Here is a 14382-nt window from a genome sequence, read left to right on the forward strand (position 1 = left end):
TTCACCGGCACCAGGCTAGTCCCCGGCCAGGGACCGCCCTCCCCAGGACCCACCGGCCGGGGCGGCACGACGTCCGCCCCGGCGCAGCGTACGGGTCACTCCTCGAACGCCTCCGGCGACGGGCACGAGCAGACCAGGTTACGGTCGCCGTACGCGCCGTCGATCCGCCGCACCGGCGGCCAGTACTTGCCCGCCCGGTCCACCCCGGCCGGGTACGCCCCCACCGAGCGCGGGTACGGGTGCTCCCACGAGTCCCCGGCGGCCATCGCCGCGGTGTGCGGGGCGTTCGCGAGGGGGTTGTCCCCCGCCGGCCACTCCCCGGCCCCCACCTTGTCGATCTCCGCCCGGATGGCGATCATCGCGTCGCAGAACCGGTCCAGCTCGGCCAGGTCCTCGCTCTCGGTCGGCTCCACCATCAGCGTCCCGGCCACCGGGAACGACATCGTCGGCGCGTGGAAGCCGTAGTCGATCAGCCGCTTGGCCACGTCGTCCACGCTCACCCCGGTCGTCTTCGTCAGCGGCCGCAGGTCCAGGATGCACTCGTGCGCCACCAGGCCCTTGTTGCCGGCGTACAGCACCGGGAAGTGCCCGCGCAGCCGCGCCGCCACGTAGTTCGCCGCCAGCACCGCCACCCCGGTCGCCCGGGTCAGCCCCGCCGCGCCCATCATCCGCAGGTACGCCCACGGGATCGGCAGGATCCCCGCCGAGCCGTACTTCGCCGCCGAGATCGCCGGCCGGCTGTCGACGTGCGCACCCAGCGGGTCGCCCGGCAGGAACGGCGCCAGGTGCGCCCGCACCGCCACCGGACCCACACCCGGACCGCCGCCGCCGTGCGGGATGCAGAACGTCTTGTGCAGGTTCAGGTGCGACACGTCCGCGCCGAACCGGCCGGGCTTGGCGAACCCAACCAGGGCGTTGAGGTTCGCCCCGTCGACGTACACCTGGCCGCCGGCGTCGTGCACCTTCGCGCACAGCGACGCGATGCCCGTCTCGTACACCCCGTGCGTCGACGGGTACGTCACCATGATCGCCGCCAGGGCGTCCCGGTGCTTGTCGATCTTCGCGTCCAGGTCGACCAGGTCCACGTTGCCGTCGGCGTCGCAGGCCACCACGACCACCCGCATGCCGGCCATCACCGCGCTCGCCGCGTTGGTGCCGTGCGCCGACGACGGGATCAGGCACACGTCCCGGTGCCCCTCACCCCGCGAGGCGTGGTAGGAGCGGATCGCCAGCAGCCCCGCCAGTTCCCCCTGGGAGCCCGCGTTGGGCTGCACGCTGACCGCGTCGTAGCCGGTCACCTCCGCCAGCCACGACTCCAGCTGGGAGATCATCTCCCGGTAGCCGGCGGTCTGCGTATCCGGCGCGAACGGGTGGATGTGGGCGAACTCCGGCCAGGTGATCGCCTCCATCTCGGTGGTGGCGTTCAGCTTCATCGTGCACGACCCCAGCGGGATCATGCCCCGGTCCAGGGCGTAGTCGAAGTCCGACAGCCGCCGCAGGTACCGCAGCATCGCCGTCTCGGAGTGGTGGCTGCGGAACACCGGGTGGGTGAGGAAGTCCGACGTGCGCCTCAGCGCCTGCGGAAGCGCCGCGTCCACGTCGCCGTGCACCCCGTCGACCCCGAACGCCGCCCAGACCGCCGCCACGTGCTCGGCGGTGGTCGTCTCGTCGCAGGAGATGCCCACCCGGTCGGCGTCGACCAGCCGCAGGTTGACCCGCCGCTCGGCGGCCGCCGCGACCACCTCGGCCGCCCGGCCCGGCACGGTCGCGGTGACGGTGTCGAAGAACGCGACGTCCGCGACCTCGACGCCGCCGGCGCGCAGCCCGGCCGCGAGCCGCGCCGCCATGTCATGGGTACGCCGGGCGATCGCCCGCAGCCCGTCCGGGCCGTGGTAGACGGCGTACATGCCGGCCATCACCGCCAGCAGCACCTGCGCGGTGCAGATGTTGCTGGTCGCCTTCTCCCGCCGGATGTGCTGCTCGCGGGTCTGCAGCGCCAGCCGGTACGCCGGGTTGCCGTCGGCGTCGCGGGACACCCCGACCAGCCGGCCGGGCAGCATCCGCTCCAGCCCCGACCGGACGGCCAGGTAACCGGCGTGCGGCCCGCCGAAGCCCATCGGCACCCCGAAGCGCTGGGTGGTGCCGGCGGCGATGTCGGCGCCGATCTCACCCGGCGCACGCAGCAGCGTCAGCGCCAGCAGGTCCGCCGCGACGGTCACCAGCGCGCCCACCGCGTGCGCCGCCTCGACGAGGCCGGCGTGCTCCCGCACCGCCCCGGACGCCCCGGGGTACTGCAGGTGCAGGCCGAAGAACTCGCCCGGCAGCTCGTCGCGCTCCACGTCGAGCACCCGCACCTCGATGCCCAGCGGCTCGGCCCGGCTGGCGATCACCGCGATGGTCTGCGGCAGGGTGTCGGCGTCGACGACGTACACCGGGCTCTTGCTCTTCGACGCGCGGCGCGCGAGGGTCATCGCCTCGGCCGCGGCGGTGCCCTCGTCGAGCATCGACGCGTTCGCGGTGGCCAGCCCGGTCAGGTCGGTGACCATGGTCTGGAAGTTCAGCAGCGCCTCGAGCCGGCCCTGGCTGATCTCCGGCTGGTACGGCGTGTACGCCGTGTACCAGGCCGGGTCCTCCAGCACGTTGCGGCGGATCACCGCGGGGGTGTGCGTGCCGTGGTAGCCCAGGCCGATCATCGACACGGCCACGGTGTTGCGGGCGGCCAGGGCGCGCAGCTCGGCGATCGCCTCCCGCTCGCTGGCCGGCTCCGGCAGGTCCAGGGTGCCGTGCCAGCGGATCACCTCGGGGATCGCCGCGTCCATCAGCTCGTCGATCGAGCCGTAGCCGACGGCCTCCAACATCCGGCGCTCGTCGTCCGGGTCCGGGCCGATGTGCCGGTCGGCGAACTTCTCTACGGTCATGCGCGGCGCTCCTGCAGGGGGCGAGGTCGACAGGTCGGCCTCCCCCTGAGTCGCACCCGCGAAGGCGCTCCACAGTGCCTGCCCCCGCGGTCCTTTTGCCTGAGAGGTTCCGGGGAGGATATGCCCCTTCGGCGCCGCCCGGGTGCTGTTGGGCGGTCTCTCCCGCGTGGGTGGTACCGGCATGGTCAACGCTACCAGCGCCCGTGTTTCCGGCAGATGTCGTACCCCCCGGGCAGCATCGGGCCGCGCCCTGGGTCAGGGAGCGACCGGCGCGGGCATCGCACCGCCGGCCGGCCCGGCCGCCGGCACCCGCCGCGACGGCGGCGCGCCGGTGACCCGGTCGGCCAGCGCCGGCAGCAGCCGCCCCAGCGGTGCGTCCACGGTCAGCGCCGCGTACCCGTCGCCCCGGGTCGGGCCCTGGTTGGCGATCACCACCGGGATGCCCAGCTTCGCCGCCCGCAGCACGAACCGCCGCCCCGACATCACCGTCAACGACGAGCCGAGCACCAGCAGCAGCCGCGCCGCGCCCACCATCGCGAAACAGTGCGCCACCCGCGGCGCCGGCACCGTCTCGCCGAAGAACACCACGTCCGGTTTCAGCATGCCCGTGCCGCAGAACGTGCAGTCGACCGTGCGGAAACCGGCCACCTGCTCGTCGGCCAGCTCGACGTCACCGTCGGGGTTGACCGTCCCGGCCGCCGCGTCGAAGCCCGGGTTCGCCTCCCGCAACCGGCGGTCCAGCTCCTCGCGCGACGTGCGGTTGCCGCAGTCGAGGCAGACCACCTCGTCGAGGCGGCCGTGCAGCTCCACCACCTGCGGACTGCCGGCGGCCGTGTGCAACCCGTCCACGTTCTGGGTGATCACCCCGTCGACCAGCCCGGCGTCCTGCAACCGGGCCACCGCCCGGTGCCCGTCGTTCGGCGCCGCCCGGGCGATCATCCGCCACCCCAGGTGGCTGCGCGCCCAGTACCGCCGCCGCGCCAGCGGGTCCCGGGTGAACGTCTGATAGGTCATCGGGCTGTGCCGGCGGGCCGCGCCGCTGGGCCCCCGGTAGTCCGGGATGCCCGACTCGGTGGACAGCCCCGCCCCGCTCAGCACCACGACACCACCACCGGCGACCAGGCCGGCCAGCGCGTCGATCGTCTCCGTCACCCGTCCATGCTGCCTCAGCGCCACCCCCGGCGGCGAGGCGTAACCGGTGACCCTCGTCGCCGGACGGCCCGTCCGGGCTAGGTTGACGGGTATGCGCGTCGTCATCGCCGGAGGCCACGGCAGAATCGCCCAGCTGCTGGAACGGGAACTCGCCGGCCGCGGCGACACCGCCGTCGGGCTCATCCGCAACCCCGAGCACACCGCCGCGCTGCGCGCCATCGGCGCCCACCCCGTCCTGGCGGACCTGGAACACGCCGGCGTCGACGAGATCGCCGGGCACCTCACCGGCGCCGACGCGGTGGTCTTCGCCGCCGGCGCCGGCCCCGGCAGCGGCGCCGCCCGCAAGGACACCGTCGACCGCGCCGCCGCTGTGCTGCTCGCCGACGCCGCCCAGGCCGCCGGGGTACGCCGCTACCTGCTCGTCTCCTCCATGGGCGTGGAGGACCCGCCGGCGCCCGGCAGGGACGAGGTGTGGGCGGCGTACCTGCGCGCCAAGAAGGCCGCCGAGGACGACCTGACCCGCCGCGACCTGGACTGGACGGTGCTGCGACCCGGCCGGCTCACCGACGACGCGCCCACCGGCCGCATCCACCTCGACCGGCGCGTCCCGCGCGGCGCGGTCACCCGCACCGACGTGGCCCGGGTCCTCGTCGCGCTGCTCTACCACCCGGGCAGCGCCGGCCGGATCCTGGAACTCGTCGGCGGGGAAACCCCGATCGGCGAGGCCGTCGCCGCCGCCGCGACACCCCCGCACTCCCCTGCGTGACCGTCACCGGGGGTCTCGCGGCCCCGGCCCCGCCGCGCGGCTGGTCAGTCGAGGCAGAACTCGTTGCCCTCGGGGTCGGCCATCACGATGTGACCGGCGCCGAGCGGAGGCGCCGGCTCGTAGCGCCTGAGCCGGGTGGCGCCGTGGCCGGTGAGCCGCTCGGCCTCCGCCTCCAGGGCCGCCATCCGCGCGTCGCCCTCAAGGCCGGGCGCGGCGCGCACATCGAGGTGCACGCGGTTCTTGGCCTGCTTGCCCTCCGGCACCCGCTGGAAGAACAGCCGCGGCCCGGAGCCCTCGGGGTCGAGCACCGCCGAGGCGTCGTTGCGCCGCTCGGGCGGCACGCCCATCGCCTCCAGTGCCTGCTCCCACGACTCGAAGCCCCCGGGCGGGTCCTGCAACCGGTAGCCGAGGGCCTCGGCCCAGAACGCCGCCAACCCGGCCGGGTCGGCGCAGTCGAACGTGATCTGTACGTCGCGGGCCATCTCAGCTCGCCTCCTGTCGGGTCTTCCGGTGAGTGTGCAAGTAGAGGCGTGCGCGGCGTTGCGTACCGCGAGTACGCCGACGACGACGTGCCCGAGTCGCCAGGCGATCGTCGTGAACGGCGGCGGGTCGGGCTCCGGCACCGCGAAGTCGATCATCAGTCCAGTGCCAGGCGAGCTGGTCCCGGAGCAGGAGATTCCAGTTCTGGTCCGTCATGGTGGCAGCCTCCCGCGGATAGCGGACAGGATCGTTCCGTGATTCGTGCGACGATGGCCGGGTGACCGTCGAGGCGACGACCGAGCGGGTGCTGCGGTTGCTGGCGATGCTGCAGCGGCGGCCGTCCTGGACCGCCGCCGAACTCGCCGCCGAGCTGAAGGTCACCGACCGGTCGGTGCGCCGCGACGTGGAGCGACTACGCGCGCTCGGCTACCCCGTGCACGCGACGGCCGGCGTCGGCGGCGGCTACCAGCTCGGCGCGGGCACCCGGCTGCCGCCGCTGCTCCTGGACGACGAGGAGGCGATCGCGACCGCGGTCTGCCTGCGGATGGCGTCGGGCGGCACGATCGCCGGTGCGGGCGAGGCGGCACTGCGGGCGCTCGCGAAGCTCGACCAGGTGATGCCGGCCCGGCTGCGCGCCGAGGTGCGGGCGGTGCACGGCGCCACCGACACCCTGGTCGGCCCCGGCGTGGAGATCGACGCGGAGCTGCTGGTGACGCTCGCGCGGGCCTGCCGCGACGCCGTCCGGGTGCGGTTCCGGTACGCCGGCCGCGACGGCGGGGAACGCGAGCGCACGGTCGAGCCGGTGCGGATGGTCACCACCGGCCGCCGCTGGTACCTGATGGCCCGCGACGTCGACCGCGACGACTGGCGCACCTTCCGGCTGGATCGGATGCACGAGGTGGTCGCGACGACCTGGCGCTTCCGGGCGAGGGAGCATCCGGATCCGGTCGCCTACGTGCAGCGCTCGGTCACCGAGGCGCCGTACCGGTATCTCGCCCGGGTACGGGTGCACGCCCGGCCCGACCGGGTGCGGGAGCTGGTGCCGCCCCAGGTGGGGCGCGTCGAGGACGACCGTGACGGGTGCAGCGTGCTCGTCGTCGGCGGGGACGACCTCGACTGGCTCGCCGCGCAGGTGGCCCGGCTGGGCTTCGCGGCGGAGGTGCTGGAGCCACCGGAGCTGCGGCAGGCCGCTGCCCTGCTCGCCCGCCGCCTCGCCGCGATGGCCGGTTGACCGACCCGGTCAGTCCCTGCGCGCCGGCTAGCCGCCGAGGACGGCGCGCAGCTGGGCGCTCGCCCCGCCGGCCGACGCCGCGTCCGCCCGCAACTGCTCCGCCTGCGCCGACAGGTACGCCTGCCACCGGTCCAGCTGCTGCTGCGCCGCCGCCACCGCCGCCAGGGCGGCGGCGTGCCGCTCCTCCAGCTCCTGCAACCGGCGCTGCACCTCCGGCGACGGCCCGCCCGCCGACGGCAGCGCCGGCACACCCGGCCCCGCCGAGCTCAGGTCACCGGCGCGCCGGTGCGCCTCGGCGAGGATCTCGTCGGCCTGCCGGCGCGCGTCAGCGATGATCTCCGCGCCCTCGGCGCTGGCCTCACCGATCGTCCGGTTCGCCTCGTCCTGCGCCCGCATGGCCAGCTCCACCGCCATCGGGTCCGGACCCTGCGGGGCGTTGCTCGGCAGCGTCCCGTGCCGCAGCATCTCCACCTGGCTGAGCAGCCCGTGGTTCTCCCGCCGCTGCCGCTCCAACTCGTTGACCAGCAACGCGATCCGGTCGTCCGCCGTGCGGATCACCACCGACACCTCGTCGGCGGACAACCAGTGACTGCCCCTGAACCGCCGCGCCTCCAGCATGGACAGCTGGCGGGCCAGCTCCCCCTGGTCGGGCACCCCGGGCAGGGCGAGACGGTCGGAGTGGTCGATGCTCATCGGGCACCTGTCCAGCTGAAGTCGCGCGGGGCCGCGGGACCGGCCTCGGCGAGGGGCGGATAGAGGGAATGATCGTAACTCTCGGTCAGGATCTGCTCGGGCTGCACACCCGACCGGGCCAGAATCGTGATCGTGTCCCGGGTCATCTCCGGGCTTCCGCAGACCAGCACCTCGGTGTCAGTCCACGGCCCCAACCGCACCGCCGTGTCGGCGGCCTTGCCGATCGCCCCCTGCCAACCCCACCCGATCTCCACCGTCGGGACGTACCGCAACCAGTTCGTGCCGCCGTTCTGCCACGCCGCCGCCGGCGGCATCGACGCCAGCTGCGCCACCGCCTTGTCGTCGTACAGGTCGTCGGGGGTACGCCCGCCCACCACCAGCGTCGTGCGCCGGCCGGAGCCCTGCTGCAACGCCTCCACCACCGCCCGCAGCGGCGCCAGCCCGGTGCCCCCCGCGATCAGCAGCAGCGGCAGCTGCGGCGACCGGTCGTACGACGACAACGCCGTACCCGTCGGGTGGCCCAGCAGCAGCCGGTCCCCCGTGCGCAGCTTGCGCACCAGATGGGTGGAGAAACGCCCCGCGGCGCGCACGTGGAACTCGATCGTCCCGTCCGCGCGCGGCGCGTTCGCCGGCGACAGGTACCGCCACGTCCGCAGCTGCGGCACCTGCACCGGCAGGGACTGCCCCGGCCGGTAGTTGCACAGGTAGTTCGGGCGGACCGTGAACACCGCGATGTCCGAGCGGCGCCGCTCCGCGCCCAGCACCTCCGCCTCCCAGTACGGCGGTGACGTCCGCTCCGCCTCCGCCGCCCCGGCGAGCATCAGCTTCGCCACCACCTCGTACGCCGCCGCCCACTCCGCCTTCAACGCCGGCGTCCAGTACGGCCCGAGGAACCGCTCCAACGTGGCCAGCAGCGCCTGACCCACCCAGATGTAGTGCCGCTCCCCCAGCACCACCGGGTTGCCCCGCTGGTCCTGGCCGTGGAACCGCCGGTGGTCCGCCCCCAGCCGCTGCGCGAACGCCGTCAACGTCGCCGGATCGTCCAGGTTGGTGATGATGTGACCCAACGCCTTGAGGAGCTTGTCCTCCTGGTACTGCATGTTCGTGGGGAACATCGACCGCGCCTCCGGCGCCACCACGAACAGCGTCGCGTAGAAGTACTTCGCCGCCTCCACGCCGGCGGCCGAGAACTGCGTCCAACTCTGGCGCAGCGCCACGTTGTCCATGCTCGTCAGTCCTCCTGCGCGCGGGCCGTGTCGTGACGCTCCCGCAGCGTCGTCTTCACCACGCCACTCGGGTCGTACACCCGCTCCGTCGGCCAGATGTTCGGGTTCGGCACCCGGGTGTCGTAGTAGCGGTGATGCACCGCGTGCAACGCCGCCCACCCGACACTGCCGTTGAGCCACGACCAGTCACCGTGCACCGGTCGTCCCGCCCGCTCCTCCTGCGCGCAGAACTTCATGAACAGCTCCGACTCGGTGTGCGGATCCGACACCCGCACCCCCGCCAGCCGGAACGAGTGCAGCACCGCCTGGTTGATCACCAGGACCGCGTGCTCACGCCACAGGGTGTCCTCCCGGCTGGTGTCCAGACCCAACCCGGCCGCCACCACCCGCAGCTGGTCGTAACGCTCCCGGTCGCCCATGTTCCGGGTGCCGATCTCGTCACCCAGGTAGTGGCCGTTGAACGGCGCGCAGCTGTAGTCGACCCCACCGATACGCAGCCGCATGTTGCTGATCACCGGCAGGGCGTGCCAGCGCAGCATCAGATCCGCGAACCACGGATGCTCCGGATGCGACAGCGCCACCTCCCGGACCAGCTCCCGCGGCACGTCGACCACCGTGGGCTCCTCCTGCGCCGTCTCGATCACCCACGGCAGCAGGTCGAAGCGGCCCGGCACCGGCGGCGGCCGCCAGCCCAGCCGCCGGGCCGCCTCCGTCATCCCCACCTGCGCCGGGTCACCCAGCACCGAGCCGTCGTCACGCCGGTGCCCGCAGTAGCGGATCAGCTGGTCGTTCCAGATCCGCGCGCGCGGCCCCACCCCCGGCCGGTCCGGCGCGAACACCGTCACCACCGACTGGATCCGGCCACCGTTGTCCCCGGCCGCCAGATGCGCCGCCAGCTCCTGCGCGATCCCCGCCGCCGTCGTGACGTGCCGCCGGTCGCGGACCTTCAACCCCGCCCACCGGATCCGGCCCACACACCGCACCGAGTGCCGCCACGCCACCTTCGCCCCGTACACCAGCTCGTCGCGGGTGTGCCGGTACGACCCGGTCAACGCGATCTCCTCGCGGACCTCCGCCAGCCGCGCGGCGAGCCCCGGCAGGCGCCGCTCACCGTGGTACAGCTCCAGGAACTCCGCCGCCTCCGCCGCGACGTCCTCGGCGCGCTCCACGGCGACGCCGGCGTCCATCGGCTCCCGGCGCGCCGGCATCCCGGTGACCGGGCAACCGGCCGCCGGATGGTCGGCGACGGCACCGCCGGCCCGTACGGAACGGACGCCGACATGGTGGTCAGTGTGCACTTCGGCTCGTTTCCCCGTCCTCTGGCAGGCCCCGACGCGACCCTCGCGCCGCCCCCCACACATCAGCTCGGCACCACCCACCAGACCGTCACCCAGAGTGACCAGTTGGTGCCCTTGGTGAGCGCCCTGGACAGGATTCCTGGGAACACCACAACTGTCAACAAGCCGACTTCATACGGGAACGTACACAGCGGACACTCCCCACCGGCCGCCCTTACCGCACAACCCGACCGGCCCGCACCCACGAGACGACCCCCGTCGATGCACCGCCCACGGGATGGGCGCAGCGGGAGACGCCGCGCCCCGTCACCGGCCGCGGCGCCCCGTCAATACCCGCTGTCAGCCCGCCCGGCGACGCGCCCGGCGCGCCGCGAGCTCGTCACCCACCACATCGGACGCCGGCTCCGCGGGCTCGTCCCCGCCACCCGACGTCGCCGGCTCCGCCGGCAGGTGCGACAACGACCCCTGGATCTCCTTGAACGCCCCACCGATCGCGATGCCGAACACGCCCTGGCCGCCCTGCAACAGGTCGACCACCTCCTCCGGCGACCGGCACTCGTACACCGTCGTGCCGTCCGAGATCAGCGTGATCCCCGCCAGGTCCTCCACCCCGCGCGACCGCAACGCCTCGATCGCCTTACGGATGTTCTGCAGGGACACCCCGGCGTCCAGCAGGCGCTTCACGACCTTCAACACCACCAGGTCGCGGAACGAGTACAACCGCTGCGTCCCCGACCCCGACGCGTCCCGCACACTCGGCACCACCAGCGCCGTCCGCGCCCAGTAGTCCAACTGCCGGTAGCTGATCCCCACCGCGTGGCAGGCCGTCACACCCCGGTAACCGACCGAACCGTCACCGTCCGTGCCCACCGGCGACGACACCACACCCGGCTCGCCCCGCTCCACACCTGGCTCAGGATCCCGCGGCTCGTGCATCCCGACAACCTCCCCGTCAGTGCGGTGACACGTCGTTTCCGGGACGTGCACCCCTCGACACGGCAACCCTATCGCCGGGCTGAGGGGTTACCGCGCAGGAACGGTCGCGACACGCCGTGCAGCGACAGCGCACAGCACCGCACAGACACGGAGCGTCACTCACCGTGACGCTCCCGACAGAGATGACCGGGGCTCGGCCCTCAGCCGGCGAAATCCTCCGGACGCACCTGGTCCAGGAACTCGCGGAACTTCTCCACCTCGTCCTCCTGCTCGTCGGGAATCACGATCCCCGCCTCGCTGAGGACCTGCTCGGCACAACGAATCGGAGCACCCACCCGCAACGCCAACGCGATCGAATCGCTCGGCCGGGCCGACACCCGCACGCCGTCCCCGATCAACAGATCGGCGTAGAAGACGTTCTCCTTCAACTCGGTGATCTCCACCGCCCGCAACGGCGCCTTCAACGCCGCCAGCACGTCGCGCAACAGATCATGCGTCAACGGCCGGGCCGGCTTGACCCCCTGCTGCTCGTAGGCGATCGCCGTGGCCTCCACCGCACCGATCCAGATCGGCAGATAGCGGTCGCCCTCGACCTCCCTGAGCAGGACGATCGGCTGGTTGCTCGGCAGCTCCACCCGAACTCCGACCACGCTCAGCTCGCGCACCGCCGCCTCCGTGTCGTCGTCACCTACGCACCGCGCCTTTCCTGCACGGTACACGGACCGCGACACGGTCGTCCCATGCGCACCAGCCCCACGCCCGCGCCAGAAAAGGGTTACCCCGGCAAGCCTACGACACGCTTCCCGGGGCAGATCTTTCCGCACGGCACCTCGACGGCCCGCTCACCGACCCAACGTCGACCGCAACCCCACCCGCACCAACGCGGCATGCAACTGCTGCGACAACGCCATCAACTCCCGCGCCGTCTCCGCCGCCCGCGCCCGCGCCGCCGGATCACTCTGCCGCGCCAACGGCGCCACCAACTGCGCGAACAGACCGACCTCACGATCCGCCGACGACCGGTACGCCCGCAGGTGCCGCGGCTCCAACCCGTACGCCGCCAGACCCGCCACCGCCCGCGCGATGATCAACGCATCCGCGTCGTACCAGCCCGGCGGATCCGACACCAGGACACCCAGCCGCTCCAACTCGCCCAACGTCGACTCGTCGACACCACTGTGCGCCACCAGCTCGGCACGCCCGAGCCGCACCTGCGACGGCTCGGGCTCCTCCACCGGCCGGCCCGGCACCTCACCACCGGGACCCACCGCCACCAACGTCGGCCGCTGCCGGCCCGGCCCGTCACCGGCGTCCCACTCGGCCAACTGGTCACGGATCACCCGCAACGGCAGATACTGGTCCCGCTGCGCGGTCAACACGAACCGCAGCCGGGCCACGTCGTCCCAGCTGTACTTCCGGTAACCCGCCGCCGTCCGCTGCGGCTCCACCAGACCCTCGGCCTCGAGGAACCGCAACTTCGAGATGGTGACGTCCGGGAAATCCACCCGCAACTGCCCCAGCACCTCGCCGATACTCATCAGCGGGTGTGCACGAGCCGCCCCGGGGGGCGTGGAAGCCGCAGGCTCATTCACCCCCGGCCGGCCTCCTCCTCCGGGCGCGGACCGGCGATGAACACCACCCGGAACTTACCGATCTGCACCTCGTCACCATTGCTCAACGTGGCCGCCTCGACCCGCTCCCGGTTCACGTACGTGCCGTTCAGGCTGCCCACGTCCCGCACCGTGAACGTGCCACCGTCACGGTGGAACTCCGCGTGCCGCCGCGACACCGTCACGTCGTCCAGGAAGATGTCACTGTCCGGGTGCCGCCCACTCGTGGTCACGTCGTGATCCAGCAGGAACCGCGCACCCGCGTTCGGGCCACGACGAACCACCAGCAGCGCCATTCCCGGCGGCAACGAGCCGGACATCCGGCTCGGCACCACATCGGTGTCCGGGCCCTCCAGCACTTCGTCCAACGAACCGAGATTGAGCGTCGAAGTGACGTCGAGCGGGGGGAACTCGTCGCCTGGGCGCGTCATGGGACCACCTCACGGATCTGTTCGGTCAGCGTCGGGGTAATGGCGGGTCTGGCCGCCGGGCAGTCGCACACCCGGCGGCTGGCTCCCCGTGCCAGGGAAGGCAATTACACAACGCTCAACTATTGGGGTTCTCGGTCGACTGGGCGAGCCTAGCCAGCGCCGAAATGCAGGGCAACCGGACGCGCGGAAACATCCACACGCCCGGCCAAGGCAACACTCAGCTCTCGGTGAGCTCGCGGTACGCGTCAGCGGACAGCAACCCGTCCAGCGCGGACGGATCATCCGGCGTGATCTCCAACAGCCAACCCGCACCGTACGGGTCCGTGTTGATCACCTCGGGCGTGTCGCCCAGCGCCTCGTTCCGCGCCGCCACCGTCCCGCTCACCGGGGCGTAGATCTCCGACACGCTCTTGGTCGACTCGATCTCACCCAGCGGCTCACCGGCCGCCACCACCGCGCCCTCGTCGGGCAACTGGACGAACACGATGTCACCCAACGCGTCCTGCGCGAAGTGGGTGATGCCGACGCGGAGCGTGCCGCCGTCGGCGCCGACCACCCACTCGTGCTCGGCGGTGTAACGCAGATCCTCAGGAATCACCAGACGCGTCCTTCATCCATCGGTGCGCCGGAGGTGATCCGACGCGGCCGCGCCGGTCAGGAGACCGGACGGGCGTGTTCCAGCTTCATCGGCTCGTGCAGCGCCGAAACCTCGGCAACCCCACGCTCCTCAACGTTCACGGTACCGCCGTCACCCGCAACCGATGCGGCCACCCCGCCCGGAATCTTCAGCGCCGTCTCCATCGTCTTCGGATCACCGATCACCGTGATCGTGAACGGACCCGACATCTGCCGCCCGTCCACCACCAACGACCCGCCCGACCCGTCCTGGAAGTACGTCGACGCGATGATCCGCACCGGCGACCCGCCACCACCGGAGATCTGCATCGCCTCCGCGCCCGCGCCCCGCAACTCCTGCACCGCGTCCAGGATCCGGTCCGCCCGGATCGGCTTGCCCGCCCCCGGCCGGAACTCCACACTCAGCCCCGGACCCCGCGCCGGCAACGTCCCCGCCAGGATCCCCAGCTCGTCCGCCCGCCGCCGCGCCTCGTCCAGCGCCGCCTGCCGGCCCTGCTCACCCGAACGCAGCTGCCGCTGGCTCTCCTCCAGCGCCTCGATGTCCTGCTGCAGCCGCTTCTCCCGGGAATCCAGATCCGAGAAGATCCGGACCAGGTCCTCCTGCCGGGTCGCCGCCAGCGTCGGATCCGTCGACGTCGTCTTGAACTGCACCACCAGGGTGAACCCGAGCAGCGCCAGCAACACCGCGATCATCACCCCGGCGGAGGTCCACCGCCGGCCCGCCGGCGCCGCCGCGACCGGCTCCGGGTCGCCCTCGTCCGGGGCGGCCCCGATCCGCTGGGTCGTGGCCTCCTCCTCCGGCGCAGACGCCGGCGGCTCGTCCACCGCCGGCGCCGGCGGCTCCTGCCGCTCCGGCTCCGACACCGGAGGCACCAACGGACTCAACTCGTCCGGATCCGGGGCGTCCGGCCGCGGATCCGGCTCACCCGCCGGCCCGGACGGACGGTGCGGCTCCGTCGGTTGCGGCCAACCCGTCCCGGTGTCCCGCTGCTCGTCGCTCATCAC

14 protein-coding genes and 1 riboswitch are annotated in these 14382 nt (G+C 72.8%); of the genes, 2 read left to right on the top strand and 12 right to left on the bottom strand.

Annotated elements, in window-relative coordinates; translation table 11 throughout:
- Window positions 1-95: 95 nt before the first annotated feature.
- Both gcvP and ACSNN7_RS05240 read right to left on the bottom strand, forming a co-directional pair.
- Complete coding sequence (gene gcvP / locus ACSNN7_RS05235; protein WP_436679491.1) at window positions 96-2918, bottom strand: aminomethyl-transferring glycine dehydrogenase; 2823 nt, start codon at window positions 2916-2918, stop codon at window positions 96-98.
- Between the two features lie 77 nt (window positions 2919-2995).
- Window positions 2996-3093: riboswitch (glycine riboswitch) on the bottom strand.
- Between the two features lie 80 nt (window positions 3094-3173).
- The gene (locus tag ACSNN7_RS05240; RefSeq protein ID WP_436679492.1) at window positions 3174-4070 is read right to left on the bottom strand and encodes an NAD-dependent protein deacetylase; all 897 of its coding nucleotides are present in this window, start codon (window positions 4068-4070) and stop codon (window positions 3174-3176) included.
- Window positions 4071-4161: 91 nt separating this feature from the next.
- Between ACSNN7_RS05240 and ACSNN7_RS05245 the strand changes: the two genes are divergently transcribed.
- A complete protein-coding gene (locus ACSNN7_RS05245) occupies window positions 4162-4836 on the top strand; it encodes an NAD(P)H-binding protein (protein ID WP_436679493.1) in 675 nt (224 codons plus the stop codon).
- A gap of 44 nt (window positions 4837-4880) precedes the next feature.
- Here ACSNN7_RS05245 and ACSNN7_RS05250 read toward each other — a convergent pair whose 3' ends face one another.
- Window positions 4881-5318, bottom strand: a complete 438-nt coding sequence (locus tag ACSNN7_RS05250) for a VOC family protein (protein WP_436679565.1) — start codon at window positions 5316-5318, stop codon at window positions 4881-4883.
- A gap of 275 nt (window positions 5319-5593) precedes the next feature.
- Between ACSNN7_RS05250 and ACSNN7_RS05255 the strand changes: the two genes are divergently transcribed.
- Window positions 5594-6547, top strand: coding sequence for a helix-turn-helix transcriptional regulator (locus tag ACSNN7_RS05255; RefSeq protein ID WP_436679494.1), 954 nt, complete (start codon window positions 5594-5596; stop codon window positions 6545-6547).
- Window positions 6548-6574: 27 nt separating this feature from the next.
- Here the strand turns inward: ACSNN7_RS05255 and ACSNN7_RS05260 are convergent, their stop codons facing one another.
- The 9 genes from ACSNN7_RS05260 to ACSNN7_RS05300 form a co-directional block, all read right to left on the bottom strand.
- Window positions 6575-7240: a DivIVA domain-containing protein gene (locus tag ACSNN7_RS05260; protein WP_436679495.1), complete on the bottom strand. Its 666-nt coding sequence runs from the start codon at window positions 7238-7240 to the stop codon at window positions 6575-6577.
- Window positions 7237-8466, bottom strand: coding sequence for a globin domain-containing protein (locus tag ACSNN7_RS05265; protein WP_436679496.1), 1230 nt, complete (start codon window positions 8464-8466; stop codon window positions 7237-7239). Before ACSNN7_RS05265 ends, ACSNN7_RS05260 begins: the two co-directional genes overlap by 4 nt.
- A gap of 5 nt (window positions 8467-8471) precedes the next feature.
- On the bottom strand, window positions 8472-9674 hold the full coding sequence (locus ACSNN7_RS05270) for a nitric oxide synthase oxygenase (protein WP_436679566.1): 1203 nt from the start codon (window positions 9672-9674) through the stop codon (window positions 8472-8474).
- Window positions 9675-10103: 429 nt separating this feature from the next.
- Window positions 10104-10700, bottom strand: coding sequence for a MerR family transcriptional regulator (locus ACSNN7_RS05275; RefSeq protein ID WP_334457767.1), 597 nt, complete (start codon window positions 10698-10700; stop codon window positions 10104-10106).
- Between the two features lie 200 nt (window positions 10701-10900).
- On the bottom strand, window positions 10901-11365 hold the full coding sequence (locus ACSNN7_RS05280) for a bifunctional nuclease family protein (RefSeq protein ID WP_200214433.1): 465 nt from the start codon (window positions 11363-11365) through the stop codon (window positions 10901-10903).
- A gap of 177 nt (window positions 11366-11542) precedes the next feature.
- A complete protein-coding gene (ftsR, locus tag ACSNN7_RS05285; protein WP_436679497.1) occupies window positions 11543-12238 on the bottom strand; it encodes a transcriptional regulator FtsR in 696 nt (231 codons plus the stop codon).
- 50 nt (window positions 12239-12288) lie between these two features.
- Window positions 12289-12741 (bottom strand): oxoglutarate dehydrogenase inhibitor Odhl, encoded by a 453-nt coding sequence (odhI, locus tag ACSNN7_RS05290; protein WP_088962138.1) that lies wholly within the window; start codon window positions 12739-12741, stop codon window positions 12289-12291.
- A 217-nt stretch (window positions 12742-12958) separates the two neighbouring features.
- The gene (gene gcvH / locus ACSNN7_RS05295) at window positions 12959-13339 is read right to left on the bottom strand and encodes a glycine cleavage system protein GcvH (RefSeq protein ID WP_436679498.1); all 381 of its coding nucleotides are present in this window, start codon (window positions 13337-13339) and stop codon (window positions 12959-12961) included.
- 56 nt (window positions 13340-13395) lie between these two features.
- Complete coding sequence (locus ACSNN7_RS05300; protein WP_436679499.1) at window positions 13396-14379, bottom strand: DUF881 domain-containing protein; 984 nt, start codon at window positions 14377-14379, stop codon at window positions 13396-13398.
- Between the last annotated feature and the right edge of the window lie 3 nt (window positions 14380-14382).

The organism is Micromonospora sp. URMC 105, assembly GCF_051386295.1.
GTDB lineage: Bacteria > Actinomycetota > Actinomycetes > Mycobacteriales > Micromonosporaceae > Micromonospora.